Annotated in this window: 30 protein-coding genes and 2 pseudogenes; 18 read left to right on the forward strand and 14 right to left on the reverse strand. The window is 71.7% G+C overall.

The features are described from left to right. The 4 genes and pseudogenes from AB0J71_RS35680 to AB0J71_RS35695 all read left to right on the forward strand — a co-directional run. A pseudogene (locus tag AB0J71_RS35680) lies at window positions 1-298 on the forward strand (hypothetical protein); the annotation flags it as partial. 376 nt (window positions 299-674) lie between these two features. Continuing rightward, a complete protein-coding gene (locus AB0J71_RS35685) occupies window positions 675-851 on the forward strand; it encodes a hypothetical protein (RefSeq protein WP_352325412.1) in 177 nt (58 codons plus the stop codon). Window positions 852-868: 17 nt separating this feature from the next. Beyond that, the gene (locus AB0J71_RS35690) at window positions 869-1255 is read left to right on the forward strand and encodes a hypothetical protein (protein WP_352325411.1); all 387 of its coding nucleotides are present in this window, start codon (window positions 869-871) and stop codon (window positions 1253-1255) included. 50 nt (window positions 1256-1305) lie between these two features. Further along, window positions 1306-1695, forward strand: a complete 390-nt coding sequence (locus AB0J71_RS35695) for a hypothetical protein (RefSeq protein WP_352325410.1) — start codon at window positions 1306-1308, stop codon at window positions 1693-1695. Window positions 1696-1755: 60 nt separating this feature from the next. On the opposite strand, the gene AB0J71_RS35700 is transcribed toward AB0J71_RS35695, so the two are convergent. Beyond that, window positions 1756-2580 (reverse strand): aminoglycoside phosphotransferase family protein, encoded by an 825-nt coding sequence (locus AB0J71_RS35700; protein WP_352325409.1) that lies wholly within the window; start codon window positions 2578-2580, stop codon window positions 1756-1758. A gap of 357 nt (window positions 2581-2937) precedes the next feature. Here AB0J71_RS35700 and AB0J71_RS35705 point away from each other — a divergent pair, with 357 nt between their 5' ends. The 4 genes from AB0J71_RS35705 to AB0J71_RS35720 all read left to right on the forward strand — a co-directional run bounded on the left by AB0J71_RS35705 (window position 2938) and on the right by AB0J71_RS35720 (window position 5164). Then, window positions 2938-3141 carry a hypothetical protein gene (locus AB0J71_RS35705; protein ID WP_352325408.1) on the forward strand — a complete coding sequence of 68 codons (204 nt, stop codon included), beginning with the start codon at window positions 2938-2940 and terminating at the stop codon, window positions 3139-3141. 171 nt (window positions 3142-3312) lie between these two features. After that, window positions 3313-3633, forward strand: a complete 321-nt coding sequence (locus AB0J71_RS35710) for a DUF6342 family protein (protein WP_352325407.1) — start codon at window positions 3313-3315, stop codon at window positions 3631-3633. Window positions 3634-3982: 349 nt separating this feature from the next. After that, window positions 3983-4297 carry a hypothetical protein gene (locus AB0J71_RS35715; protein ID WP_352325406.1) on the forward strand — a complete coding sequence of 105 codons (315 nt, stop codon included), beginning with the start codon at window positions 3983-3985 and terminating at the stop codon, window positions 4295-4297. A gap of 63 nt (window positions 4298-4360) precedes the next feature. Next, window positions 4361-5164 carry a hypothetical protein gene (locus tag AB0J71_RS35720; protein WP_352325405.1) on the forward strand — a complete coding sequence of 268 codons (804 nt, stop codon included), beginning with the start codon at window positions 4361-4363 and terminating at the stop codon, window positions 5162-5164. Window positions 5165-5299: 135 nt separating this feature from the next. Here the strand turns inward: AB0J71_RS35720 and AB0J71_RS35725 are convergent, their stop codons facing one another. Together AB0J71_RS35725 and AB0J71_RS35730 are read right to left on the reverse strand one after the other, a co-directional pair. Then, on the reverse strand, window positions 5300-6058 hold the full coding sequence (locus tag AB0J71_RS35725; RefSeq protein WP_364418331.1) for a methyltransferase: 759 nt from the start codon (window positions 6056-6058) through the stop codon (window positions 5300-5302). A gap of 259 nt (window positions 6059-6317) precedes the next feature. Next, complete coding sequence (locus tag AB0J71_RS35730; RefSeq protein ID WP_352325403.1) at window positions 6318-7121, reverse strand: hypothetical protein; 804 nt, start codon at window positions 7119-7121, stop codon at window positions 6318-6320. A gap of 428 nt (window positions 7122-7549) precedes the next feature. Here AB0J71_RS35730 and AB0J71_RS35735 point away from each other — a divergent pair, with 428 nt between their 5' ends. Then, entirely contained in the window at window positions 7550-8272 is a 723-nt protein-coding gene (locus tag AB0J71_RS35735; RefSeq protein ID WP_364418448.1) for a serine hydrolase domain-containing protein, read from the forward strand. Next, on the forward strand, window positions 8235-8387 hold the full coding sequence (locus tag AB0J71_RS35740; RefSeq protein ID WP_352325401.1) for a hypothetical protein: 153 nt from the start codon (window positions 8235-8237) through the stop codon (window positions 8385-8387). Before AB0J71_RS35735 ends, AB0J71_RS35740 begins: the two co-directional genes overlap by 38 nt. A 375-nt stretch (window positions 8388-8762) precedes the next feature. Here AB0J71_RS35740 and AB0J71_RS35745 read toward each other — a convergent pair whose 3' ends face one another. Next, entirely contained in the window at window positions 8763-9602 is an 840-nt protein-coding gene (locus AB0J71_RS35745) for a LysR family transcriptional regulator (protein ID WP_352325400.1), read from the reverse strand. 89 nt (window positions 9603-9691) lie between these two features. Here AB0J71_RS35745 and AB0J71_RS35750 point away from each other — a divergent pair, with 89 nt between their 5' ends. Together AB0J71_RS35750 and AB0J71_RS35755 are read left to right on the forward strand one after the other, a co-directional pair. Continuing rightward, a complete protein-coding gene (locus AB0J71_RS35750) occupies window positions 9692-10429 on the forward strand; it encodes an SDR family oxidoreductase (protein WP_364418333.1) in 738 nt (245 codons plus the stop codon). 60 nt (window positions 10430-10489) lie between these two features. Further along, a pseudogene (locus tag AB0J71_RS35755) lies at window positions 10490-10597 on the forward strand (NADP-dependent oxidoreductase); the annotation flags it as partial. Between the two features lie 160 nt (window positions 10598-10757). Here the strand turns inward: AB0J71_RS35755 and AB0J71_RS35760 are convergent. Then, complete coding sequence (locus AB0J71_RS35760; RefSeq protein WP_364418335.1) at window positions 10758-11585, reverse strand: SDR family oxidoreductase; 828 nt, start codon at window positions 11583-11585, stop codon at window positions 10758-10760. Between the two features lie 57 nt (window positions 11586-11642). Here AB0J71_RS35760 and AB0J71_RS35765 point away from each other — a divergent pair, with 57 nt between their 5' ends. Further along, complete coding sequence (locus tag AB0J71_RS35765) at window positions 11643-12125, forward strand: MarR family transcriptional regulator (protein ID WP_352325397.1); 483 nt, start codon at window positions 11643-11645, stop codon at window positions 12123-12125. A gap of 27 nt (window positions 12126-12152) precedes the next feature. Here AB0J71_RS35765 and AB0J71_RS35770 read toward each other — a convergent pair whose 3' ends face one another. Further along, the gene (locus tag AB0J71_RS35770; protein WP_352325396.1) at window positions 12153-12881 is read right to left on the reverse strand and encodes a TetR/AcrR family transcriptional regulator; all 729 of its coding nucleotides are present in this window, start codon (window positions 12879-12881) and stop codon (window positions 12153-12155) included. An 85-nt stretch (window positions 12882-12966) separates the two neighbouring features. Here AB0J71_RS35770 and AB0J71_RS35775 point away from each other — a divergent pair, with 85 nt between their 5' ends. Next, a complete protein-coding gene (locus tag AB0J71_RS35775) occupies window positions 12967-13800 on the forward strand; it encodes an alpha/beta hydrolase (RefSeq protein ID WP_364418337.1) in 834 nt (277 codons plus the stop codon). A gap of 45 nt (window positions 13801-13845) precedes the next feature. Here AB0J71_RS35775 and AB0J71_RS35780 read toward each other — a convergent pair whose 3' ends face one another. Then, window positions 13846-14664, reverse strand: a complete 819-nt coding sequence (locus tag AB0J71_RS35780; RefSeq protein ID WP_364418339.1) for an alpha/beta fold hydrolase — start codon at window positions 14662-14664, stop codon at window positions 13846-13848. A gap of 59 nt (window positions 14665-14723) precedes the next feature. Between AB0J71_RS35780 and AB0J71_RS35785 the strand changes: the two genes are divergently transcribed. Next, the gene (locus AB0J71_RS35785; protein ID WP_352325393.1) at window positions 14724-15602 is read left to right on the forward strand and encodes a LysR family transcriptional regulator; all 879 of its coding nucleotides are present in this window, start codon (window positions 14724-14726) and stop codon (window positions 15600-15602) included. Between the two features lie 102 nt (window positions 15603-15704). Here AB0J71_RS35785 and AB0J71_RS35790 read toward each other — a convergent pair whose 3' ends face one another. The 4 genes from AB0J71_RS35790 to AB0J71_RS35805 all read right to left on the reverse strand — a co-directional run bounded on the left by AB0J71_RS35790 (window position 15705) and on the right by AB0J71_RS35805 (window position 19251). Beyond that, window positions 15705-16097 carry a hypothetical protein gene (locus AB0J71_RS35790; protein ID WP_364390192.1) on the reverse strand — a complete coding sequence of 131 codons (393 nt, stop codon included), beginning with the start codon at window positions 16095-16097 and terminating at the stop codon, window positions 15705-15707. Window positions 16098-16247: 150 nt separating this feature from the next. After that, window positions 16248-17006, reverse strand: coding sequence for an alpha/beta hydrolase (locus AB0J71_RS35795; RefSeq protein ID WP_364418341.1), 759 nt, complete (start codon window positions 17004-17006; stop codon window positions 16248-16250). A 116-nt stretch (window positions 17007-17122) separates the two neighbouring features. Beyond that, entirely contained in the window at window positions 17123-18571 is a 1449-nt protein-coding gene (locus AB0J71_RS35800) for an alpha/beta hydrolase (protein ID WP_364418343.1), read from the reverse strand. Between the two features lie 77 nt (window positions 18572-18648). Next, on the reverse strand, window positions 18649-19251 hold the full coding sequence (locus AB0J71_RS35805; protein ID WP_352325389.1) for a TetR/AcrR family transcriptional regulator: 603 nt from the start codon (window positions 19249-19251) through the stop codon (window positions 18649-18651). Window positions 19252-19329: 78 nt separating this feature from the next. Here AB0J71_RS35805 and AB0J71_RS35810 point away from each other — a divergent pair, with 78 nt between their 5' ends. The 3 genes from AB0J71_RS35810 to AB0J71_RS35820 all read left to right on the forward strand — a co-directional run bounded on the left by AB0J71_RS35810 (window position 19330) and on the right by AB0J71_RS35820 (window position 22578). Then, a complete protein-coding gene (locus AB0J71_RS35810; RefSeq protein WP_364418345.1) occupies window positions 19330-20337 on the forward strand; it encodes a hypothetical protein in 1008 nt (335 codons plus the stop codon). 103 nt (window positions 20338-20440) lie between these two features. Further along, window positions 20441-21967 carry an MFS transporter gene (locus AB0J71_RS35815; protein ID WP_364418347.1) on the forward strand — a complete coding sequence of 509 codons (1527 nt, stop codon included), beginning with the start codon at window positions 20441-20443 and terminating at the stop codon, window positions 21965-21967. Between the two features lie 26 nt (window positions 21968-21993). After that, entirely contained in the window at window positions 21994-22578 is a 585-nt protein-coding gene (locus AB0J71_RS35820; RefSeq protein WP_352327575.1) for a TetR family transcriptional regulator, read from the forward strand. A gap of 94 nt (window positions 22579-22672) precedes the next feature. Here AB0J71_RS35820 and AB0J71_RS35825 read toward each other — a convergent pair whose 3' ends face one another. From AB0J71_RS35825 to AB0J71_RS35835, 3 genes are read right to left on the reverse strand one after another with little or no spacing between them, the layout of a single operon-like run. Then, on the reverse strand, window positions 22673-23542 hold the full coding sequence (locus tag AB0J71_RS35825; RefSeq protein WP_352327576.1) for a bile acid:sodium symporter: 870 nt from the start codon (window positions 23540-23542) through the stop codon (window positions 22673-22675). Window positions 23543-23582: 40 nt separating this feature from the next. After that, entirely contained in the window at window positions 23583-24917 is a 1335-nt protein-coding gene (locus AB0J71_RS35830; protein ID WP_364418349.1) for a Dyp-type peroxidase, read from the reverse strand. 10 nt (window positions 24918-24927) lie between these two features. Then, window positions 24928-25947 (reverse strand): hypothetical protein, encoded by a 1020-nt coding sequence (locus AB0J71_RS35835; protein ID WP_352327578.1) that lies wholly within the window; start codon window positions 25945-25947, stop codon window positions 24928-24930. Window positions 25948-25955: the final 8 nt, after the last annotated feature.

Consider the following 25955-nt stretch of genomic DNA (forward strand, 5'->3'; position numbering starts at 1 on the left):
GCAGGTCATCGCGGCGACGCCGGCACTGCGCGAGCGGGACCTGGCCAAGGCCGCGTCGATCGCCGAAGCCGTGGCCGAAGCGCTGCGGCAGCGCGGTGTCGCCGACCGGTCGGCCCTCCTGGCCGCTCAGATCGGGTGGGCCGCCTTCCACCAAGCGGTCCAGGCCTGGATCGACGACCCCTCGCAGAGCCTGGACGCGCACCTCCTGCAAGCCTTCGGCGACCTGCGCGCCCTCTGCCGGACCCCCCTGGCCGGCCGGCCACCGGCACCCTCTCCCAAGGCGCCGGCCAGCACCTGAAGCGCGCCCGCGGCGCTCGCCGTACCGATCAACAGCACACCGAGAGGCCGAGCGCCGGCCCAGGAGACCGCGTGATCGGCTTGAGGCGCATCATGGCGGCGAGGCCGGAGAAGGCGCCGGCTGCGATCGGCACCATGGCGGCCACGTCAGAGGAGCTCCACAAGATCGTGATCCCTGCGTGGTACTGGCCTGAAGCGCCACAGCGTGGGGCTGCTCAGCCTGTAACAGGTGGGCCCGGAGGCACACCTACAGATCGGTAGCGTCGTGACCGGATGACTGCTCCACGGCGGCTTGCGCGACGTCTTGGCGCCCCACATGGCTGCTCCCGCTCGCCATCGGCTGGCCACCCAGGCCGCCCCGCGGCTACCCTGAAGCCATGGACGCCACCACGCCGGCCGCCGACGAGCAGCCCCAGGAACTCACTGCGGAGCAGCGCGCCGACATCAAGGCGCGGCTGCGCAGGTTGTTCGACGGCGAACCCCCCGTTGAGATGCTCGATCTCGCCGCCTGCCGCGAGCAGCAGTTCGAGGAAGCGCGCGCGGCCGCCCAGTGATCGCCACCGTAGGCCGCGTGCTCGACACGTCGGCTTTGACCGACTTCGCCACTCAGCGCACCCGCTACATGGAAGCCGTCGTGTGGATGCACGATGCCTATGTGGGGTCGCTCGTCATCCCGGCGCCCGCTCTGGCCGCGGCCTGTGCCGCCGTTCCTGATCGGGCACGTCCCGTTCTGGACGTCCTGGTCGGACTCGAGACGGTCGTCGTCACGCCTATCGACCAGCACAACGTGGCCGCCATCGCCGACACGCTGGGCGCCGCGGGCATCGCCGCCCCCGAGGCCGTTACCGCGGCGAGTGTCGTGAACGCCGCGCTCCGGCGCCGCGTTCCCATCGTGACCGGCCAGCCGTTCCCGATCCGCTCGATCAGCGCCGACGTGGAACTCGACCTCATCCCCTGAACAAGGCGAAGACGTAGGCACAGCAGGTCCCCCGCTGTCCGATGTCCTGCTTGCCGGCCAACCATGCGGCACGAGCGGCAGCCCGCCGCCTCAACCGCCGCCTCGACCCCTGGATCCCGTCCACCAGCCCTCGCCGGCAGCACACCGCGCCGGCGGCCTACGACTGGACCGCCGCCCAGCGCCAGGCGTATGCGAATGACCTGGACGAGTCCTTGCACCTGGTGGCAGTGACGGCTCGCAGCAATAGGCAGAAAGCGGACCAGGATGTGGCCACCTGGCAGCCGCCCTTCCAGCCGGCCAGGTGCCGATATGCGGCCGAGTGGACCGCGATCAAACTCCGTTGGCAACTGTCCGTAGACGCAGCCGAGGAGCAGGCCCTGAGGGCTCTGGCCGACGACTGCCCGGACCAGCGTCTCCCCGAGGTAGGCGATCAGGTCTGAGCAGGCCGCCAACAAGAAGCCCCCGGAAGCCGCGGGGCCCCACGCCTTTCGGCAACGGGCTCAGCCGAGCAGCTGCAGAACGCGTTCGGCTTGGATGTGCAGGGTGCCGGGCGGGTTGTGCGGCGTCGCTGGCCCTGTGGGGCCGAGCTGGAGGAACCAGCCCAGCGCGATCAGGCGGCGGAAGTCACGTACCCGTTCCGCTTCGCCCGGGGCCAGGTCGATGTGGGGCAGGAGCCGGTCTGCGTCCAACGTGCCGTCGAGGCGTGAGATGTGTTCGCAGACCTCGCCGAGCTCGAAGGCGCGGTCGTTGCGGCCGGAGTCTTCCCAGTCGATCAGTCGTACGCAACCCTCGTCGCTGGACCACATGTAGTTCGCCCGGTTCCCGTCGGCCAGGCCAAGGACGGGTGGTAGTGGGTTGTCCGTGAGCTTGTCAGGGGCGGTGGAGGCCAGCCATGTGGCGCCCGCGCGGAACGCCTCCCGCACGAGGGGATCGTCGCCTAGGTCCGGCTGCTTGTCGGCCCAGGCCCGCGTCTTGCGCACCGCGGCGGCGGGTCCCCACGGAGCAGGCTCGATGGATTCCACCGCGTGGGCCGGGATCTGGTGCAGCTGGTTCAGGGCGGCAGCCATGGCGTGGATCTGCTCGCCGGTGGCGTGCTGGCCGCGCAGGACGTGGCCGGGCAGCCTGCTCATCACGATCTGGGGCGGGTCTGCCTCCAATGCGGCCTGGATGGGCGCGGGTGCGAGGCCGGGCGTGTGCTCGGCCAGCAGGGTAAGCGCTGCCCACTCTCGGCCCGGTTCACCTCTCCCCCATGAGGAGTAGCGCTTGACGACGACGTCGTCTCGGATGTCGAGGTTGTGGGTGCATCGGCCGAGCGTCACGTCCACCTCGCTCTTTCTGCCCCTCGGACCGGAGGGCGCGCTGCCCTCCGGCTACGTCCGGGGCAGGGAAGAGAAGGGGCTGAGACTACCCCAGGCGGCGGCCCACTCTCAGGCGAGCGGGAACCAGGGTTTCGGGTCAGTGCTTGCGCTGCTGCTCGCTGTCGGGGAGCGTGAACCGGGCCCGGCCCAACGCCGTGTCGCGCAGATCCGACAGGCGCGGCACCAGCGTGAGCGGCAGTGCACGCGCTGGGGGGACGACCAGATCGTCTCCGGGTCTGCGACCGCCTGCACGAACGCGGGCGGCCCGTCCGGAAACCTCGGGTCGGCCAGCGGCCGGGCGTTGAGCCGCTCGACCATCACGGCATGGTCGACGGGCGTCGGTGCGCGCGGTTCAACGAGGTCTTCCCTGAGATCGTGGAGGCGATCTTCGAGCACGTCCCGGCGCGGACGGTCCTGGACGGCGAGATCGTCCGCTGGTCCTCCGGCCGGCTCGACTTCAGCGCGCTGCATCGCCGGCACATCGCTGGGAGCGTCGCGCGGCTTACCCAATCCCATTCGGACAAGTAGCACGCCAGGGAATTTAGCGTATCGAAAGCATATAAAGCAGCCAATTCTCGTATTCGGAAAAATGCCCGAAAGATCTATGGAAAATCCCTCAAGGACCACATATTCTTCGCTATGGAGCGGTCCAAAGGGGGCGCACCTTTCCCAAACGGGGAGAAATTGAAAGGAGCCGGCATGCCGGATATCGACCTCGGACTGGCCAGCGACTGGGGTGCTAACGGTGGTGACGATCACGGCCGAATCAAGCTGCGCCAGAACCAGGTCTACCAGAACTCTCCCGACAAGAAGGATGTGCTCATAGGTTCGCCGCACAGCATCGAGATTTCGGTGAACACCGACTGCTCCAGCAGTCAGGAGGCGGACAAGGTTTACTTCACGACCTACCACGGGTCGACCAAGAAGATCATCGCGATCCTGGACTCCAGCGGGAACCTCCACATCGCTGGCCAGCTTAAAACGGGCCAAACGAACATGACCTATCAAACGGGCATGTAGCGCCTCGTGGAGCGTGGGCACTGGTTCGTCGGCCGGCACAGTCCCGACGGGTGACGCCAAATCGACCGATAGCGTCCTACCGGGACAACAAAATGCTCGCGGCCAGCAGCGACGAGCCAGTGCCCGTGCGCGACACGCGTGTTATATCCATCGCAAGATGTCGAGCACTTGTTGGCGCGGACGATGATTGTGCTCCGAATGCTCATCCCCGCAAGATCTCGATGGATTTGCACCATCAGGTCGAATTCCCTCGAAGTGGTCAGCTAATTGGTGGTACGCCCGCTCTTCAGCCTCCCGAGAGAGAACTCCCGGCCGCTCTTGCTGTGAATACGAAATACGAAAAGCAGTCATGGCTGACGAGCACGACGATACCGCCGAGGTGCGAGGCGCGTTGCTGCCCGCCGAGGCCGGCCCACGTCAACCGCAAGCCGACATTGCCCGGCCTGGCGGACTACTGGCGGGCGATCCTGTTGCGCTCGACGAGGAACGCCTCCTGGGCGCGCTGCAGAGCACGCTGGTGGTGCCGGCCACCCGTCTGGACGCCAGCGAGCGCGAGGTCGCGTGCTGCACCGGAGAGGGCTGCATCACCTCGGCGGCCTACCTCCAGGGAAGCAGCGCCGACCGCTTGGGCAAGGATGGGGACCGCCTGAGCAACTGCCGCTGACCTCGCTTGGTCCCAGCCGAAGACGGCCTGGCTGCACCGGCCTATGGCTGCGTATGGCTTGCGGTGGACGATGTGGCCTTCGATGGCCAGTGCGACAGCGGTCAGCCCGATCAGCCCTCTGGCCCGTGGAGACGCCCACGCCTGTTCCTGGGCAGTGATCGCTCCCTGGACTACTCCGACAGCGACGAGCAACTGGTCGCAGGCGGCGACGAGCTGATCGCGCTGCTCGGCTCGGCGTTGCCGCCGGACGCGAAGGAGGCCGATGAGTCCGCCGACGCTCGTCAGGAAGAAGATGATCGTGGCCGTGGCGGGGTCGATAAGGTCAGCCCAGGCGAGGTTCATCCGTCAAGGGTGGCGGTGGGCGGCCAGGCTGCGCCGCGGATTCCGTGCGGTGAAGCTGGTTCGTTCCCACCGGGCCGGTCAGTCCTGGGCGGCTGCCCGGCGGTAGCCGCGCCGGTTCTTCATGACCTGGTCGATGGTGCTGCGCTTCCACCGCTTCCACCGCTTCCACCGCTTCCACCGCTTCCACCGCTTCACGCCGTGCTCGGTGTCGTCGGACGGCAGGAAGTGGCCACAGGAGATCTTCGTCGATCACGCCCCCACGCCAGGCTGGTGTGCTCGACGACACCGCTACAGAAGTGGCGGGCGCTGGAATTTGCGCACGACCCGGCCGACCGCCGCCTGTTCGGACGGACCACGATGCAGGTGCGCCTGGCCGCCGCCGGATGGGACAACCAGGGCAACAGGTCCACGATGGCCGCGCCGACTGAGCGCGGCCAGATCACCCAGAGCGCCAGGCCCACCGTCTTCGGCCAGATGCTGACGGTCACGTTCACCCGCGGGCCGCGCCGCCGACCAGGACGGTGAGCACCTGGAGTGGCGGCACTCGCCCACCATCGAGCGGGGCGGCCAGCGTGTACGGCGTGTACGAGTTCCCGTGACCTGGTGAGAACACCGCGCCCCAGCGGCGGAGGCCGGAAGACGGCGGGTCGGGCTCACCTGTCACCACTCGCGGCAGGCGGCCGGGCCCTCCCCGGGACCGTCGGCGATCGCCGTCAGTTCGGTGACGCGCAGCCAGGCGTCGACGGTGAGGGCCGAGGCGACCGTCAGCCTGGCGGCCGCGGCGAGTACGGCGAGCTGCGCCGTGGTGCGCTCACGTCCGCCGAACCAGGTGAGCATGCGCAGGTCCATCTCCGTGCTGAACTCCTGCGCGGACGTGCTGGTGCCGTCGACGACGAGGACGGATCCGCGACGACCGGCGGCCTCGGCACAGCGGCGCAGGATGGCGGTGGCGGCCGCGTCGTCCCAGTTGTGCAGTACGTCGCACAGCAGGTAGCGGTCGGCGTCGGGCGGGAGCGGGTCGAAGCAGCTGCCGGCGGTGACGCAGGCCCGGTGGGCGAGGCAGGCGTCGGCCAGTCTGGCGAGCGCGATCTGCGCCTGGGCGGGCTGCTCGACGAGCGTTCCCCGAAGGCCCGGATGGCGGATCAGCAGCTCGGTGAGAACGGTCGCGTCCCCGCCGCCGACGTCGACGACGTGCTCCAGCGCGGCCCACGGGTGGCGGGCGGCGAGGACGGGCGCGAGCCTCGCCGACTTGACGGCCATGAACGCCTGGAAGGAGGCCGCCAGGGCGGTGTCGCCGGCCAGGTTCTCCCAGAGGGTCCGGCCGTAGCGTCGCGGGTAGGCGGCCTGGCCGGTGCGCACGCTGTGCAGGAGGTCGGCGCAGGACAGTTCGGCGCGGCCGAAGGCGCCTTCGATGTCCAAGACGGCGCGGGCTCGGCTGGGATGCCTTCGCACAGGATCCTCCCCTCGGGGGCGAGCGTGTAGCGGCCGTCGTGGTGGCCGAGCAGGCCGGCCGTGACCAGGTGCCGCATCAGGCGGTCGAGGCCGGTGGCGTCGGCGCCCACCTCGGCGGCCAGGACGGTCGCCGTGCGGGCCACCTGGGCGAGGCGGTCGGCCAGGCGCAGGGTCGCGGCCACGCGGATCGCCATGGCGGTGATGAGATCGCTCTGCGCCCCGATCGTCACGTCCCGGCCCTTGCCGTGCGGTCGTCGGCCGCCGGGGACGGGGACGCGACGCGGATGTTGACCCGGCGCAGCACCCGGGGAGCGTCGGCGGCCCAGGCGGCCGCGACCAGCCGCAGCGGCAGGTACGCCTCGGCCAGGCCCGCCCACGGCCGGAGGGCGTTCAGCTCGGCGCAGACCGGCTGCCAGGCGTCCCGGTCGAAAGCACGGGCCGGGCCGGTCAGGATGGTGTCGTGGCGGATCAGCTCGTCCCGGCGGCGGGCGGGCGCGTCGTCACGGTAGCCGAGCAGGCCGCGCACGCGGTCCGCGGCGCGCTGGGCCGGCCGGCAGGCTACTGTCCCGTCCCGAGCCGCCGGGTGCAGCCGCCGGTCGAGGGCGGCGGCCTCGCACACCTCCTCGGGCACCTCAGGCCCGCCGCTCAACGCGCGCCAGGGCGCGGCGTCCTGGTCGGCGAACGGCAGGCGCTGTTCCAGCAGTCCCAGCTGGACGAGGGTGGCGACGAACCGGTGCAGCCCGGCGCGTGAGGGCCGCTCGCCGGGGGCGTCCCCGGCCGCGCCGAGCAGTTCCCGCAGCTCCTCCGCGGACGGTGCCGGCCGGCCGCCGACGGCCCGCAGACAGGCGCGAACCATCGGCGTCAGCCGGATCTCGTGCATCGGCTCCCCGGCGGCGGCGCCCAGGAACGTCACGGCGTCGGCTCCGGCGACCGCGCTGGGGTTGAGCCGCAGCGGCAGACGCGAGCCCACGTCGTCGCGGGCGGCCAGCGTCCACGCGCACCAGTGGGTGAACCACGCGTCCGCCTGCACGACGGCGACTGGCGTCTCCGACGTCTGGGCTGTCTCCGGCGTTTCCGGCGGGGACGGCGGTTCGGTGAACCGTCCCAGCCCCCAGGCGGTGAACGTAGTGAACGGGTCGCGCAGCTCGCCGGGTGGCCGCGCTGGTCGTCGACGACGACGGCCGCCGGCACCAGGCGTGGCTGGAGGCCAACGACGCGACCAACGCCGCCCGCCGCGCCGAATTGGTCCAGATGGCCCGCGACCTGGCCGGTCGGTTCGGCACGGCCCGTCTCTGCGCCGAACAGGACCGCCTGGACGCCCGCCCCCCGGCTCCGAACCCTGCACGGCCCTCCGAAGGCCTCAGCGCCTTTCGATCCGGACCTCAAGGCAATGGTGCCAACGCAACCAATGGCGCCAACGCAACCGCGTTCGCCTCCTCAGGGCCGCTACGCGCCGCCATGGAACCCGGAGAGATCTTCCGGCGCGAGGTCCAGCTCGCCGACGAGCGGGCCGCCGACGAGCTGACCATCCGGCACCTGCTCACCCACACCGGCGGATTCCTCGGCGATATCGACGACGGCGAGAGCTGGGACACCGGCGCGCTGGCCGCCTCGATCGGTACCTACGACCAGCTGCCCCAGCTCTTCCCGCCCGACGCGCTCGCCTCCTACAACAACGCCGGGTTCAGGCTGCTCGGCAGGGGCATCGAGGTCGTGTGCGGCGAGCCGTACGAGAGCGCGGTCAGTCGGATCGTGCTCGAACCCCTGGGCATGAGCTCCAGCTTCTTCTTCCCCTGGGAGGCCGCGACGCGGTCGCACGCCGTCGGGCACACCGTAGGAGAGGACGGCCCGCAGGTCGCGCACACGTGGGGGCTGTTCCGCGAAGGCATGCCCGAGGGCGGGCTGGTGTCGTCGGTGCGCGACCAGCTCCGCGCCCGGCAAGGTGCTGGGCAAGCTGGTGACCGACTGGTGCCTGGAGCATCTGCTCGACGCCAAGCCGCAGGCCGTACGGCTGGCGCTGCGCGAACCCGCGCCGGAGTACGCGGGCAGCTACGACGCGGGGCAGTGGACCTTCGAGGTCGACGAGGGTCTGACGGCGCGATTCGTGCTGCGACCCGAACTGGTGGCCGCGGGTGTGGAGGGCATGCCCGACATGCCGCTCGCGCTGGTCGAGGGCTGTGACGACGTGACGATCGCCGCCGACCCGCAGCGTGCCGTCGGCCGCTTCCTGCGAGACGACGCGGGTGAGGTCGCGTTCCTGCACCTGGGCGGTAGGGCGGCCAGGCGGATCCGCTGAATCGGCCTGCCGTCGACGAAGCTGCTACCGGGCACATCCGATCGCATCGAGCCTGGTCAGCAGCTCCCCGCTGCGGAGCGGATGACCCGGCGGAACGGGGGCCCTGTCCGGTATCGCCGTGCCCACCACCTGACCCGGCCCAGGACTCCCGAAGCTACGGCCAGGGGCAGAGTGGGGGACCGACCGGACAGAACCTGGCTTTTGTCTGATCAGCCGCCTACGCGGCCCGTTTCCGCCGTATTCCGGTGGCACCCCAGAGGGGAAAGAGGCAAGGATTCCACCGCGTTGGGCCTTCCTGGATCTCCGCTGTAGGACCCGGAGACGAAGATGGTCTTCCGGCACATCGGTGACGCGCGGCACAGCCGTGCGGCCCGGCTAAAGGCGTGTCGCGGTTCGGACGAGGTCGGCGACGGCCTTGGATCTGCTGTGTGGCGGCCACGCGATGACGGTCGTGACGGCCGGTGCGTCCGGCACCGGCAGGATGGCGTAGTCGTCGCGCAGCTGGTCGCGGAGCGACTCGGGCACGACGGCGCAGGCCAGTCCGAGCGCGATCAGCTGGAACAGTTGGGTATGGTCACGCACCTGCGGGCCGGGGCCGTCCGGATGGCCGCCATCCCGCCCAGGCCAGCGCGGCAGGGGCAGGTGGGTCTGGGCGTTGACCTCGGCTGACGACAGATACGCCCGGTCGGCAAGGGGATGCCCCTTGGGCAGGACCACGACCTGCTGTTCGGTGTGCAGATCCTCGGTGTCGAATCCGGCTGTCGTGTCGTAGGGCCGGTGGAGCAGAGCGACGTCGGCACGCCCGGTGCGCAGCAGAGTTTCCGGCTCGCCCGGCCCGCACAGCATCACCTCGACCGGCACTGAGCCCGGTTCGGCGGCGTAGGCGTGCAGGAGCTTCGACAGCAGTTCCCTGGACGCTCCGGCCTTGGTGGCCAGGACCACGCCGGGCTGGTCGGCAGCGGCGCGGCGGGTGCGGCGCTCGGCGGCTTCGACCGCATCGAGCGCGAGCCGGGCCTCCCGCAGCAGCACCGACCCGGCCTCGGTCAAGGCGATACCGCGAGCGCCGCGGTGCAGCAGAACGACTCCGAGCCGCCGTTCCAGTTGCTGGATCGCCCGCGACAGGGGTGGTTGAGCCATCGAGAGCCGTTGTGCCGCCCGCCCGAAGTGCAACTCCTCGGCCACGGCGACGAAGTAGCGCAACTCCCGCGTCTCCACGAGCTCATCGTAGCGTTGACCACGGCCGATACCTGTGCGGTATCGGCGTCCACCTGACCGGTCCTGGACGCCCCGCCCGGGTCCGCAACATGATCGACGGCATGAGTGAACGGAAGATCGCGCTGGTGACCGGCGCGAACAAGGGAATCGGATACGAGATCGCCGCAGGGCTCGGCACGCTTGGCTGGCGGATCGGTGTGGGCGCGCGGGATGCACACCGCCGCGACACCGCGGTCGAGAAGCTGCGCGCGGCCGGGACCGATGTGTTCGGCGTGCCGCTCGACGTCACCGACGACGAAAGCGTCGCCGCCGCGGCCGAGCTGATCGCCGGCCATGCCGGAGGGCTCGACGTCCTGGTCAACAATGCCGCGATCACCGGCGGCATGCCACAGACAGCCACCACACTGGAACCCGCGACCGTGCGAGCGGTCGTGGAAACCAACGTGATCGGCGTCATCCGGGTCACCAACGCGATGCTGCCGATGCTGCGCACCTCAGCGTCACCGCGGATCGTCAACATGTCGAGCAGCGTCGGGTCCCTCACCCTGCAGACCACCCCCGGCATCGACATGGGCGCGGTTCCCGCCGCCTACTTGGCCTCGAAGACCTTCCTCAACGCCCTCACCGTCCAGTACGTCAAGGAACTGGGCGACACCAACATCCTGATCAACTGCGGCTGCCCCGGCTTCACCGCCACCGACCTCAACGGCTTCCAGGGCGTTCGCACACCGCAACAGGGCGCGGCCATCGCGATTCACCTCGCCACCCTGCCCGACGACGGACCGACCGGCGGATTCTTCGACGACGCCGGAACGGTGCCCTGGTAACCGCCACACCGGCACGAACCGTTCCCGTTCTCGACGTCAGCCGCGCAGCGCCCGCCCGCAGCAGCCGGAGGAGTTGGCTCGCTCGCCGTTCAGCTCGCGCGCCGCGCCGGAGCCACGGTCACCGGCCTGGCCGGCGAGCACAACCATGAGCGGCTGCACACCCGCGGCAAGATCGTGCCCATCCCCTGACCGGCACCGTGTGACGCAGCACGCTCAAGGCTCCGGCGCCAGGATGCTCGCCGGGCGGTCCCGCGTCCACGCCGCGATCCGCCTGCTCGACAGCCCCGAAGTGATCGACTGCCCGACCCAGGCCGTCGATCCGGCGGGGTCAGCTGAACGCCGCGGCGTTGCGGGCCGCCCAGTCGGCGTAGGTGTGCGGTGCGTCGCCGGTCAGTTCGCGCACGACCGGGGACACGTCCGCGGCCCTGCCGACGAACGAGGCGAACAGCGTGAGCATCGAGTCCACGACCGGCGCGGGGACCTGCGGGATCAGCTGCTCGCGGGCCTGCTCCGGAGACAGTTCCTCCAGACGCAGGTCGCGGCCCAGGACCTCGTCGAGGATCCGTACCCGCTCGGCCGTCGTCAGCGAGGCGGGCCCGCTCAGCTCGTACGCCTTGCCCTCGTGCCCGTCGTCGAGGAGCGTCCGCGCGGCCACCGCGGCGATGTCGCGTTCGTCGATCGGCGCGGTGGCGGCCTCGGCGAACGGGGCGCGCACCACGCCGCCGTTCTTGACGCCGGGCGCCCACCGCAGGTCGTTGGCCATGAACGCGCCGGGACGCAGGAACGTCCACGGCAGCCCCGACCCGGCCACGGCCCGCTCGTACTCGGCGTGGGCGCTGCCCAGCACGCCGGCCTGCTTCATGGTCACCGCCAGCGCGGACAGCAGCACCACGTGCCCGAGGCCGGCCCTCGCGGCCTCGCGCAGGAAGCCGTCCACCTGGCCGGCGGCCGGGAGCAGGAACGCGCGGTCGGCTCCCCGCACCGCGGCCCGCAGGTCCTCAGGCTGCGACATGTCGGCTCTGACCACCTCCACGCCGTCGGGCAGGCCGGCCCGCTCGGGGTTGCGGCTGATCGCCCGGACCTGCGCGCCCGACCCGAGCAGCAGATCGACCAGATGACGCCCGACGTTACCCGTGGCGCCTGTCACCAGAATCACGTCTACCTCACTTCGGATATCCGAACTGTTTGGATATGGGCACTGTAACCTGTGACCGTGACGGACCCCGTTTCGCCCCCGCGACTGCCACGCCCCGAGGAGGTCAGGGAAGCCCTCGGCTTCGTACCCCTGGTGGAGGCGTATTTCCGGCGAGCCCAGGCCGAGATGCCGGACCGGCTGCGGGAGATCTTCCGCAGCCACGGGCTCACCGGGAGGCACGGCGCGGTCATCCCGCAGCTGACCGTCGAGTCCTCGCTCAGCGTGAGCGAGCTGGCCGACAGGATGGGCATGTCGCTGCCGACCGCGAGCGAGCTGGTGGGCGACCTCAGCAGGGCCGGCCTGGTCGAACGCCGGGAGGATCCGGCCGACCGCCGCCGCACCCTGGTGTCGCTGGCCCCTGACCATCGGGCCATGGTCGAGGGGTTCGTCGCCCTGCGTGCCGCGCCGCTGCTGCGCGTGCTGGACAACCTCTCGCCGTCGGACCGTCAGGGGTTCGTGGCGGGGCTGATCGCGTGGGCGCACGAGGTGCGCACATGGTGACGCGAGGCCCGCGACGGAACCGTGCCCCTATGACCGGGACGGGGACGCGCAGCGAGCGGCCAGGCCGTCCAGGAGGCAGTCGAGGCCGAACGTGAAGCGCCGCTCGCTCTCGCGTTCGACGTCGATCTCGCCCGTGGCGGCCATCCGGCCCGCCAGCGTCGGGTGGCGTTCGGCGACCTGGCGGAGGTAGTCGGCCGCCTGCTCGTCCCAGCCGGACCCGGTCCCGCTCATGCGGGCCAGCGTGTCGCGCCAGGCGACCTCCGCGATGACCGCGCCGACCACATGGTCGTTGACGGCGGCCATGGCGGCGTCGAGGTCGGAGCCGGCGAACCCGGCGTGTTCCAGCAGTCGCAGCCCGGTCTCGGCCAGGGCGAGCGCGTTCGGGCCGAGGTTGGGCCTGACGGTCAGCTCGGACAGGGCCCATCGGTGGCGCAGCAGCATGGCGCGGTTGCTGCGGGCCAGCGCCGCCAGGCCGTCCCGCCAGCCGGACGTGCCGGGGCCGGCGCGCACCTCGCCCAGCACACGGTCGAGGGCCAGCTCCAGCAGGTCGTCCTTGGTGGCGACGTACCAGTACAGCGACCCGGCGGTCACCCCCAGCTCGGTGGCGACGCGGCGCATCGACAGCCCGCGGTGACCCTCTGCGTCGAGGACGGCGACCGCCACCTCGACGATCCGCTCACGGGTGAGCTGGCGGTCGCGCGGCGGCCGCTCGGGACGCAGCCACACGGACCCGCCGGACAACTCTGACGACGGCACGCGATCACCCTACCCGCCTTGACGTCGCCTTCCATTCCCTTATACAACGTTCAAGAGCATTGAACGCTGTTCAAGGAGGAGTCGGATGTCCACCCCCGCACTGATGTTCCGCGCGAACGGCCCGCTGCCGGGCGACGTGCACGTGACCGCGCTCGGTCCCGAGTCCGGGCCGCCGGCGGTCTTCGTCCACGGCTCCACGAGCTGGGGCGACGACCCGGTGTACGGGTTCGCGGCGCAACGCCCGCTGGCCGGCCGGTTCCGGCTGCTGCTGATGGACCGCCGGGGCTACGGCGGCAGCCCGGACGCCGGGGACAGGTTCCCCGGCGACTACCTGGCCGACGCCGACGACGTCGCCGAACTCCTCGGCGCGGGCGCGCACCTGGTCGGCCACTCCTACGGCGCCGTCGGAGCCATGATCGCGGCGGCGCGCCGGCCCGAGGCGGTGCGCTCGCTCACCTTGATCGAGCCGGGCGGCTACCAGGCGGCCGCCGACCACCCCGCTGTGGCCGAGGCGCTGCGCGCCAACCGCGCCGCCTACGCCGACCTTCCCGACCTGACGCCCGAAGAGTGGCTGCGCGCCGCCGCCGGCTCGACCGGCATGCCCGAGCCCGGCACGGGGGATCGGCGGTTGCGCGCGGCCGCCACGGCGCTGCGCGAACGCGTCTGCTGGGAGGCGGGCCTCCCGCTGCCGGCGCTGCGGGCGGCGTCCTTCCCCAAACTGGTCGTCTCGGGCACCTGGGAGGGCGCGCCCGGGCCGTACCGGGAGCGCGGGGGCGTCCCTCTCATGGCGTGCGCACGGGTCACGGCCGAGCGGATCGGCGCCCGGCACGAGCAGGTGCCGGGCAGCGCCCACTACCCGCACGTCGAGGCGCCGGAGCGGCTGAACGCGCTGCTCACCGCCCTCTGGTCGGGCGCCTGACCGCCCCTCGGACGCGTCATGACCGCGCCGGAGGGGCGAGGCCCGTCAAGCCAGGAAGAACCTGGCCAGCGTGCGGGCGACCAGCGCGGGGTCGTTCTCCATGGGGATGTGACCGGCCTCGGCGACCCGCACCAGCGTCGTGTTCGGCACCTCGCCGGCGAACCGCTGGGCGTAGCCGACCTGCTGGAAGGTGTCGTCCTCGCCCCACACCAGCAGCTTCGGCGCGTCACAGGCGAGCAGGGCGGGCATGAGGTCGAGGGTGTAGCGGCTGTCGGCGGCGCCGGCCAGCGCCATCCAGGACCGCCCCACGCGTGCTTCGCGCCACGGGTCGAGATAGTCGTCCACCTCGCCTTCGGCGACGGGCCGGGCCAGGGCGGTGGTGACGGCCACGCGCCGGGCGGCGAGCAGGTCCTCCACGGTGGTGGCGGCGACCACGGCGGGGTCGCGGTAGCGCGCCACGCCGGGCACCGGCCAGGAGTCGTAGCTCACCGAGTTGACCAGCGCCAGCCGGGGAACCGTCAGCTCGCCGCCGACCAGCAGATGCTGGGCGACCGCGCCGCCGATGTCGTGCCCGGCCACGCCCGCGGGCGCGTCCATGCCGAGCGCCGCCGCGAAGCGCACCACCCAGGCGGCCAGCGCGGGCACGGTGGCCGTCTCCAGCGTCAGCTCCCCTTCCGAGCGGCCCAGGCCGGGCAGGTCGACCGCCACCGGCCGCAACCCGGCCGCGGCCAGGTCGTCGAGCACCGGCAGCCAGACGCGGCTCCAATACGTGCCGTGGAGCAACAGGACCTGCGGGCCGTGCTCGCCCGCCGTCAGATAGCTGGCCGTACGGCCGTCGACGTCGATCGTCATGCGTGTGGACATGGCCATAACCATCGGGGAATGCGGCAATGCCGGTCAAATACCACTTAGGGTATGGCCCCATGACGTTGACGCAGCTCCGAGCGCTGATCGCGGTGGCCGAGCAAGGCGGGTTCACCGCGGCGGCGGACCTGCTCGGCATGTCCCAGCCGGCTGTCAGCCGCGCCGTCGCCAGTCTCGAACGCGAGCTCGGCGCCCCCCTGTTCGTCCGTCACAGCGACGGCATCGCCCTCACCGAGGCCGGGCGGCGCGCCCACCTTCGCGCCCGCGAGGCCCTGCGCCACTTCGACCTGATCCGCGCGGAGGTGGCAGCCGCCGCCGGTCAGGTCACCGGGCCGCTCCGGCTGGCCAGCCTGCCCAGTGCCACCGGCACTCTCATCGCCCCCCGGTTGCGGACCTTCACCGATCGCCACCCCCAGGTCCAGGTACGCCTGTTCGAGGGGGCCGACGACGACGTCCGCGGCTGGCTGCGCAGGGGCGCGGCCGAGGTCGGCGTGGTCACGCTCCCGGCTCCCGGCCTGCACACGATCCCGATCAGCACGCACGAGATGGTCGCCGTGGTGCCGGCCGGCCATCGCCTGGCCGGGCAGGAGACCGTCCACATCACCGACCTGACCGGGCAGCCGTTCATCCTCACCACGGCGGGCTGCCGTCCGCTCATCACCGAGGCGGCACGCCAGGCCGGCGCCCAGCTCGACGTCGCCTACGAGGCGGGCGGCCAGTCGGCCATCCTCGAAATGGTGGCCGCCGGCCTGGGGGTCAGCATCGTGCCCACGCTCGGCCTGCCGGCCCAGCTCGGACCAGTCACGACCAGGCCGCTCGAACCGCGCCTCACCCGGACGCTCGCCCTGGCCGTCCTGTCGCCGAGCGACTGCGGGCCCGCCGTACGCGCCTTCCTGGACCTGGCCGACGTCCCGTACGGACAGCCCTTCGGCGGGTAGGCCGACGGGCGGGGCGTCGTCCCACCGGCCAGGCGGTGGTGATCGGCGGGGCCCGGGCTCCCGATACCTGTGCTGGAGGGGCCGGGCGGTGGCCGGGGGCCTTCAGCGGATGGTGATGCTGCGGCTGTCCTCGTCATTGAAGGGCGGCATGATGCCGACGAAGGTGGCGCTGGCGTCCACCTGGTCGCCGCGCTGGAAGGTATTGAAGGTTGCGTTGATGGTGAGGTTCTCGTTGTGGCGCCGGCCGTCGCAGACGACCTCGTCGGTACCGCCGTTGGGAGAGCCCCAGCTGAACCACAGGGTGCCGACGACTCTGGCCAGCTGAATGTCAGTGCAGGTGTAGGTGACGTTCATGATGGCGGTTCTGGTGGGGCTGCCTGGCGCGGTGACGGAGTTCAGGGTGATGGAGGCGTCCTGTGCTGCCGCGGGTGATGCGGTTGCGGTCAGGAGCGCGGTCGCCAGGAGGAGGCTGCCGGCGAGAGGGCGTGGTCTCATGGGGGAGATCCTTCCTTTGGTAACTCTCTGTAGCTAACCATTACCCTTAGTGGTGACTGGGTACACCTGTGGGCACTTGTCCGCAGGCCCACGTGCCAGGCAGATCGCCGTTCGCGCGTTTCGGTGGGGTGTGAGCGCCGACCTGTTTGGTCAGTACGGCTGGCCGGCGGCGCGCCGGATCGGCATCCAGGTGGAAGCCGGGGCGCTGGTCAGGAAGTCGCCGACCAGCCGGACGCACAGCTCGGGCCTTTCGTGCAGCAGCAGGTGCGAGGTCTGCGGCACGACGGCCAGCTGCGCCGCGGGCAGCATCCGGTACAGCTCCAGGGTGATGATGTCGTCGTCGGCGGACATGACCAACGTGGGGCAGGTGACGGCGGCCAGGTCGTCGGGGGTCAGCGGCCGGTCCTCGGTGACCGACCGGGCCGCCTTGGCGATCACGACGGGGAAGTGGCCGGCCCCGTCCGGCGACACCTCGGCGTAGGCGGAGAGCAGCGGCGGCGGAGGCGGCGCGTCGGTGCTCGGCCGCAGGATCATCCCGTCCGGGTGGAAACCGCCACTGATCAGGACGAGCCGTTCGACGAGGTGCGGATGGCGCACGGCGGTCCACAGCGCCACCATCGCCCCGGCGCTGTATCCGGCCAGCCGCACGGGACCGCCGACCGTCACGCCGATGAACGCCGCGGTGTCGTCCGCGAAGGCCTCCATCGAGAACGGCCCCGGCACGTCGGGCGTGTGGCCGTGGCCCCGGCGCTCGGGAAGCAGGAGCCGGAACCGTTCGGCCAGCGCGTCCAGGTTGCCGGTGAAGTTCCGGCTGTCGGTCAGGCCCCCGTGCAGGAGCGCCAGCGGGTCTCCGGCGCCGCGCTCGTCGTACCAGGTGCGCACGCCGTTCACTTCGATGTGGTCGGCCATCGTGCCGCTCGTTCCCTTCGTCGCGTACGGGTCTACGAGACTGGTACGACACGGCGGCCGGAAACTCATCGCACGTCACCGTCAGGGAGCCCGAGCGAGCCGGGAGCCCGCGGAGTTCAGCGGCAGACCGTGCCGGGCACGGGGAGCGTCCCGGAGATCAGGTAGCGGTCGACGCTCCCGGTCGCGCAGGCGTTACGCAGGTACGAGGTGTGCCCGTCGCCGTCATAGGTCAGCACCTGGGCCCCCTTGATGCCCCTGGCCAGGCTCTTGGCCCAGGCGAGCGGCGTGGCGGGATCATGCGTGTTGCCGACCAGCAGAACGGGCGGCGCCTGGGTGATGCGCACCGGCCGCTGCGGATTGGACGGCGGCACGGGCCACCCCACGCACCCGGTCGTCATGTCCCAGAACTCCGACGTCCCGCGCATGTGCGGGGCCCTCCGGACGACATCCCGCGCCCGCGCCCTGAGCTGCGTGAATCCGTTGATCCCAGGGGTGATGTCCTGGCAGAGGACCGCCCGGTAGGCCGAGGTCGTCGCGGGGTGGTCCAGCGCCTCGGCCCGCATCTGCCCGAAGAGCACCGCATCGCCCTGCTCCGCCTGGACGATGCCCCGGGCCAGGCCGCCGTTGAAGTCGGGGGCCATCGTGAGCATCGCGTACGCGACGTAGCGCAGTTCGTCCGCCGTCAGCGGACGTCCGCCGGTGACCGGGATCGGCCTCTCCTCCGCCCTGCGCACCAGCGCATCCCACACCTGCGGTACGGACCGGCCGTGCAGCACACATTCCTGCGTCCGCTCGCACCAACCGGCGAACCTGCCGAACCCGTCCTCCACCGCCGTCGCGGCATCGCGCACCATCTGGCGCGAGCTCATCCCGTGATCGACGATCCCGTCCAGGGCCATCGCCCGCACCCGGCCGGGGAACCGTCGCGCGTACTCGGTGCCGAGCATGCTTCCGTAGGACCGTCCCAGGTAGCTGATCTGCTCCTCGCCCAGCGCGGCCCGCACGGCGTCGAAGTCCCGCGCCACGCTCCCGGTGTCCATGTGCCGGATCAACGGCCCGCAGCTCTCGCCCACGGCCCGGTTGTGCGCGACGAGCCGGTCGTACTCCTGCCGCGTCTCGGGGAACTGCGTGACGGCCGGATCGTGCACCGCCTTCCCGCATTGGATCTGCTCGCTGCCGCCGACCCCGCGCGGATCGATCCCGACGATGTCGAACCGCTCGCGCAGCTCCTCGGAGAAGTAGTACGGCGCCCAATCCCGCACCAGGTCGGCCGCACCCGTCCCGGGTCCGCCGGGGTTGTAGAACAGCGCTCCGATCCGTTGTCCGGTGGCCTTGCGTCGCGTCATGTTCAGCGAGAGCTGCGGCCCGTCCGGCTTCGCCCAGTCCACCGGCACGGCGAGGGTGCCGCACTCGGCTCCTGGCTCCTTCCCGCAGGCTCGCCAGTCGATCGCGTCCGTACTGGTCACGCCTGCTGCTCGGGTCGCTTCGCCGGTCGCGGAAGCGGGGGCCGCCGGGATCGCCACCGCGATCAGCGCCAAGCCCGTGACGAGAGGGGTCCATTTCATGATCTAGATCGTCTCCGGCCCGCCGGCCCCCGCCATCGGCCTTTCGGACCGGCCGCATCGGCCGAACGGCCGACAGTTCATCTCGTACGGCTCCTGGGGGCTGCGGCGTCGATGCTGCCGACGATCAGGTCCGTCAGCGCCGCGATGGCCGTGGCGACGGTGGCGCGCCCCCGGTTCAGCTCCGCGGCGATCGCCTCGGCCGCGCCCAGCACGCCGACGCAGCGAAGCCGGAGGTCTTCCCGCGGGAGCCCGGAGTGCGGCCGCAGGGCGGTGACCATCAGGTCCGTGTAGGCGTCGAGCAGCTCGCGCTCGATCGCCTCCATCTCCTGGCTGCCCTTGAGCGCGGCCGAGACGGCGGTCCACTCCGGCATGTCGGCGGCGCAGGCGAAGTAGGCGGCGCTCAGGACGCGCGCGATCTCGCGGGGGACGGCCGGGGCGTCACGCAGAGCCTGCTCCGAGGCGGCCCGGTGCCGTTCGTCGAGCCGCCGGTAGAGCGCGATCAGCAGCCCGGGACGGGTGCCGAAATGGTCGTAGACGACCGGCCTGCTCACCCCGGCGGCCTCGGCCAGGCTGAGCAGCGTGAGGCCGTCGGTGCCGTGGGCGCGCACGATCGTCATGGCGGTGTCGAGCAACTGCTCCCGCCTGGCCGGCTTGGACAGGCGAGTCGATCCCGTGGTCATCGTCCTCCCTTGCGTCGCCTCACAGCTTAAGCTACAAAATGTAACTTACAGAATGTAGGTTAGCGGAAGGACGTCACCGTGGAGCACTCCGTACTGATCATGGGTGGATCCGGCCAGGCGGGCGTGGGGACCGCCACCCTGCTGCGCCGCTGGTACCCGGAGCTGCCGCTGACGATCGCCGGCCGCGATCTCGGCCGCGCCAGACGGGTCGCGGGCGAGCTCGGCGGCGCGACGGCCGCGACCATCGATCTGCGGCGAGGCGACCTGGGCCTCCGGGAGACCGGCCGCTACTCGGCGGTCGTGGCGACGGTGTGGGACAGCCACCTGAACGGGCTGCGTTACGCGCAGGACCGCGGCCTGCCGTACCTCAGCATCTCCAGCGGCCTGGTCGACATCGGCCCCGAGGTTGTCGCCGCCGGCCTGCGGGCCGGCGCGGCGCCGGTCCTCCTGGCCAGCCACTGGTACGCGGGGCTCGTCGTCCTCGCGGTGCTCGGCCTCGCCAGGGAGTTCGGCCGGCTCGACGCCATCGAGGTCGGCGGCGTGCTGGACGAACAGGACAGCGGCGGCCCCGCGGCCGTGGCGGACATGGAACGCCTGCTGGCCGCCGTCTCGGCGGGGCACGTTCGCCGCGACGGCGTCTTCCGGTGGATCGCCGGCCCCGACGCGGAGGTGGCGGTCACCGGCATCGACGGCGCCGTGCTGCCCGGCCAGGTCGTCCCCATCCTCGACGTGCCGAGCCTGGCCCTCGCGACGGGCGCGTCCGACGTGCGTTTCGCGTTCGCGGTCGGTGAGTCGGCGGGCAGGCGGCGCGGCGGGCCGGCCTCCGCGGAGGTCAGGATCGACCTCGAAGGCGTGGACCGCGCGGGCGCGCCGCTCAGGACGAGCCGTTACCTCTTCCATCCGGAGGGGCAGCGCCCCCTGACGGCGCTCGGCGTCGCCCTCGGCGTCGAACGACTGCTCGGCCTGCGCGGCGGTCCCGTGCCGCCCGGCCTGCACACCCCCGAGGCGTTGATCGACCCCGGGTACGCGGCCGAGCGGATGGCGGAGATCGGCGCCACCCTCACCGGCGCGCACGGCGATAGCTGACTCCGGTTCCGCCAGACCTTCCGACCGGCCCGCCGTGCCCATCATGTTGAACGCACGTACAAGTTGTACTAGCGTTCAACATGATGAGAGCGAGGGAGATCTGATGACGCGGCAACAGTTCACGCGGGCAGGGGCGCGCCAGTGGGCGGGCCTGGGGCTGCTGGCCATGCCGACGGTGCTGCTGGGGCTGGACGTCACCGTCCTGTACCTGGTGGCGCCGAGCATGGCGGCCGACCTGTCACCGTCAGCCGGCCAACTGCTGTGGATCATGGACGCCTACGGGTTCCTCGTCGCCGGGTTCCTCATCACCATGGGCACCCTGGGCGATCGGATCGGACGGCGCCGGTTGCTGCAGGCCGGGATGGTCGCCTTCGCGGCGCTCTCGGTGCTCGCCGCGTTCGCCCCCACGGCCGAGCTGCTGATCCTCGCGCGCGCCCTGCTGGGGGTGGCCGGGGCGACGCTCATGCCGTCCACGCTGTCGCTGATCTCGAACATGTTCCCCGACGCGCGGCAGCGCGCGGTCGCGATCGGGGTCTGGGCCACGATGTTCGCGCTCGGCATGGCCGCCGGGCCGATCGTGGGCGGAACCCTGGTGGACTCCTTCTGGTGGGGAGCGCCGTTCCTGGTGGCGGTGCCCGTCGCCGTCGTCGTCCTGGCCGGGGCGCGCGCCCTGCTTCCCGAGTACGCGGCCCCGTCCGGCGGCCGGCTCGACCTGATCAGCGTGGGCCTGTCCCTGGCGGCAATCCTGCCGGTCGTCTACGCCGTCAAGCACCTCGCCTCCGACGGCCCCGGCGGGCCGGCCCTCGTCTGTGCCGTGGCGGGCGTTTCGGCCGCGATCGTGTTCGTCCGCCGCCAACGCCGCCTGCCCGATCCGCTGCTGGACGTGACGCTGTTCGGCGACCGGGCCTTCGTCGTGGCCTCGGGCGTGCTGCTCATCGGCCTGGCCGGGGCCGGCGGTTCGATGTACCTGGTCACGCAGTACCTCCAGCTCGTCGAAGGGCTCACCCCCTTCGACGCGGGGCTCTGGATGGGACCGCCGGCGCTGGCCATGTTCGCCGCCGCCATCGGCGCCCCGCTGGTCGCCCGGCGCTTCCGTCCCGGCTCGGTCATGGGCGCCGCCCTCGGGGCGTCCCTCGCCGGTTACGCGCTGCTCGCCACCGCGGGGCTCGACGACGAGGTGCCGGTGACGGCCGGCTTCACGTTCGTCTATCTCGGGCTGGGCGCCCTCGCCGCGCTGGGCACCGACATGGTGGTGGGCGCGGTGCCGGCCGCGCGGTCGGGGTCGGCGGCGTCGATCTCCGAGACGGTCCAGGAACTCGGCATCGCCATCGGCGTCGCCCTGCTCGGCAGCCTCACCACCGCCGTCTACCGTGCTCAGGTGACGGTGCCCGAAGGTCTGGCGCCGGAGAGCTCCGGCCTCCTCACCGACAGCCTGAACGCGACCGTGGCGATCGCCGACAGCCTGCCGCAGGGGACCGTCGAGGCGGCCCGGCACGCCTTCACCACCGGGCTCAACGTCGCCTCCCTGGTCGCGGGGATCGCCACCGCCGCCGCCACGGCGCTGTGCCTCGCGATGCTGCGTCACCAGCCCGCGCTCGGGGCGGCGCAGAACCGCGACACCGGCGTTTGAACGATGGTCCGACTATCCTGGGGCCCGTGCCGAGGAGCAGCAAGGACGACCCCGCCGAGGACAGCGAGCACGTCGACGGACGCCGCGCGCGTGGCGAGAGACGACGCGCGGAGATCATCGAGGCCACCCTCGCCGTGGTCACCCGCGACGGCGCGGCCGGCGTCACCCATCGCACGGTCGCCAAACAGGCCGGCATCACGACGTCCCTGAGCACCTACTACTTCGCCACCCTCGACGACCTGCTGGTGGCCGCCCTCACGACGGTCGCCGACGCCTACACCGCCCGCATCCGCGACATCATCGACACCCCCGGCGACAAGCTCAGCGGCCTGGCCCACCTCATCGCCGAGTCCGCCGGCTCCGGACGCGAACGCGCCCTGGCCGAACGCGAGCTGGCGACCCTGGCCGCCCGCCGTCCCGCACTGCGTCCCGTGGCACGACGCTGGCGGCAGAACATCGCCGAACTCGCCACCACGCTGACCGACGACCCCGCCGCCGTCGCCGCCCTCGTCGCGGCCTCCGACGGGCTGTGCACCGCGATCCTCCTCGACAACGTGCCCGCCGACCCTGATCACATCCAGGCCGTCCTGCGACTGGCCGTCCGCGGCTGAGCGTTCGCGTACGTTGCCGTGCTGTGCCCAGGCTCAGAACCGGTAACGGAGAACACGTGCCCCTTGGCGGGGCTGGTGCTGGGCGGGGGAGGGGTCATGTCGTGGAGTCGTCCCGGCGGCGGCTCAGCACCGCGGCGATCGGCAGGGCCGCGGCCAGGCCGCTGAGCAGGACGGCCGCGAGCGCGCCCAGAACGGCCGGCTCGTCGCCGAAGGCGATGCCGACGGCGGCGAGTGCCGGCCCGGCGTTGCGTACGGCCGCGACGCCGCCCATGGTGGTGCGGCGTGGCCATGTTCCGGTGGCCAGGACCGTACCGAGCACGAAGGCGGCGGCGGCCAGGAGGAAACCCGCCAGCAGGCTGCGTGAGGTGATCAGCGCGACGACGTCGCGCCAGTTGCCGACGAGCATGCCCGCCAGCACGGCCAGGAACGTCACGTTCGAGACGGTCGCGGCCGCAGGATGCCATGCTCGTGCTGCGGATGGCGCGTGATGGCGCATGATCAGGCCGACGGCGAACGGAACGAGCTGCAGGACCGCCACGGTCAGCATCAGGGTCGCGACGTCCAGGGAGAGCCCGCCGCCCACGTCGGCCGCGTTGAGAAGGATGTTCGCCGTCGGGCCGAAGGTGATGCTGCCGATGGCGGCCAGCAGGACCTGCATCGCCGCTCCTGCGGCCACGTCACCGTGCTGCACCATGCCGAGTTTGGCGCCGAACGGCCCGCCGGGTGAGGAGGCGATCAGCAGCAGCGCGACGAACGCCGGCACCGGCAGGCCGAACAGCGCGGCGACGCCCCAGCCGAGCAGCGGCAGGACGAGCAGGTTGGTCAGGAGCACCAGGGCGAGCAGCGGGCCGTCAACGAGGACGGCGCGCAGGTCCGGCAAGGTCGTGCCGAGCCCGGCGGCGAACATGGTGGCCGCGATGAAGATGACGGTGACGGCGTTGAGCAGCAGATGCAGGGTGTTCACCAACACCTCCGATCATCGGCCCGGAGCGGTGCCATCACCCTCACCCGGTGAGGTCGCCGAGCCAGCGCAATGCGCTCAGGCTCGGCATGAAGCAGTACTCGCCGCCACGCGTGACGACGAATCGGGGCAGGGAGCACAGGCGCCGCCGTACGGGACGCCGGGGAATGGTGAAATCGCTGGAGCCGTCGGCGGAACCGGTGAGAGGGTCCCTGGCCGGGCCCGCGCCGAAGAAGACGCCGTCGTTCATCCATTCGGTCTGGACGAACTCGAACTGCCGGCCGAGGTGGGCTCCGACGAAGGCGAACATCAGCCCCCGGTCGGCGCCGTCGTCGTCAAGCACGCCGTCGGGCAGCGGCGGCCCGTAGACGGTGCCACGTCTGATCATGCGGTGCAGCCTCGGGACGCCGGCCACCGCCGCGTCACGAGGGTTGGCCCGGCGGATGTGGCAGCCGCCGGGGGTGACGTAACCCGCCGGGTCGTCCCGCTGGTAGAGGAAGGCGTTGCGGCGTGCGTCGTCGGCGCCGAGGACCGGGTCGTCGTGGTCCGGGCAGAGGGCCAGCGGCGCGCCGCTGCGCCAGCGACCCATGATCTTCGCGGCCAGCAGTTCCTCGTCCTGCGGGCTCGTGGCGTTGTCCTTGAGGTAGCGCCGGAACAGCGCGACCCGCTGGTGCAGCTTGCGGAAGGCCACGTAGGTGCCGTTGCGTCCGAGCACGTCGGGTTGCGGCGCCTGGGTGCCGCCGAGCTCGTCGGGGTAGCCGAGCACGAACTCGCCCGCCTTGAGCGGCACCTCCAGCGGGTTGGAACCGGCGACGCCGCTGCCCTCGATGGCGGGATGGCTGATGCCGTCGCGGTAGCCGAAGGGCTCGGTCTCGGTGGGCAGGGCGTGACAGTTCTGCCGCCAGATCGCCGTCACGCCGGGAAGGGCCTCATAGGCCGGGCGGGCGCTGTCGAGGGCGGCCTCCAGCCGCCCGTCGTCGGGCGCGAGCGCCACCAGCAGCACATGCGCGTCGGACGTGCCGAGCGGCGGCTCCCAGCGGGCCGGGCCGCTGTCGCCGGTGTCGCCCAGCGCGGCGGCACGCGCCGCCATGCCCTGCCGGAACTCCCACGCGAACGTGTCCAGCGACGCCTGGGGCACCCCGAGGGCCTTGAGACCCTGGTAGGTGAGCGCGACGCTGACCCAGGTGTCCCCCAGCGGGCTCGCGGAGTCGGCGGCCGAGGTCACCACCGCGCTCAGCCGCCGCATCAGCTCCCGGCCCTGTCCGCGGTCGTCCACGCGGAACAGGACGTAGGTCGCCGCGTACGGGGTCGGCCGCGGGCTGAGGACGCCGCGCTGGATGTCGTCCAGGTCGAGCACGGCCGGAAGGCGTTCGTTCACCGGATCCCGCTCACGTGGCTCTGAGGAGGTTGTTCCAGAAGGCGCGCAGGCTGTCGTCGATGCCGAACAGCGAGCTGAAGATCGTGGAGTCGGCGAAGATCACGTCCCCGGCCCGGTCGCCGCGCGGAGGCAGCCACAGGAACATGTTGAACTCGGTGTTCCCCGCCTCGACGAACGGGTGCGTCGGCCTGGTCAGGTCGATCGGCTGCCGGCCCAGCACCCGGACGGCGTCGGGGTCGTCGGTGGTGACGGCGTAGTGGGGGAGGTGCATGTGGAAGTTGAAGTGGGACACCCCCTCCAGCCATCCCTTGGTGTCCAGGTCCCTGGCGATGGACAGCGGGGCGTTCTGCCCCGTTCCCATCACGGCGGGACGCAGCCCGTACCGGTTCTCCACCGGCAGCCCCAGCCCCGCCATCAGCGACCGGGTGTACCGGCCGAAGCGCTGCTGGCGGGGCACGAGCGCGTCGCCGTGATGGTGGTACTCGACGTCGCGCATCGCCAGGTCGTCCGTAGCGCCGACGTCATGATGGGGCCCCAGGGCCAGGCAGGTCCCTTCGCGGGTGAGGAAGTCGCGTACCGCCTCGATCTCGGCGGCCGTGGCCTCCTGTGCCGTGATCATGTGGTCCAGTCCCCACACGAACAGCGTGTCGGTGTCGGCCAGCACCCGCTCGTCCAGCGGGGTGTGGAACCCGGCCTGATCCACGCGCTGGTAGACCGGCACCTGATATCCGGTGGCCTCCTGGACGAACCGCTGGAAGGGCAGCCAGCCCCAGAAGAACAGCTCCAGGCCGCCCGCGATGCCCTGCTGGAAACGCAGCGGGTCGGACCACTGCGGGTCCTCGTAGGCGGGCCACTGCACGCGGCGCACCTCGGTCATCGTGGAGAACCGGTTGTCCAGCCCGGTGACGTCCCGGCCCGCCTCGGCCGGATAGCTCCATGCGACGTAGACGCTCACCCGCCGCCGGCCGGGGGCGTACGGGCGCGGCACGTGGTTCTGGTTGTAGGTGCGCGCCGTCTTCGGCTCACTCATCTGATCTC

The organism is Nonomuraea sp. NPDC049637, assembly GCF_040675235.1.
In the GTDB taxonomy this organism is placed as follows: domain Bacteria; phylum Actinomycetota; class Actinomycetes; order Streptosporangiales; family Streptosporangiaceae; genus Nonomuraea.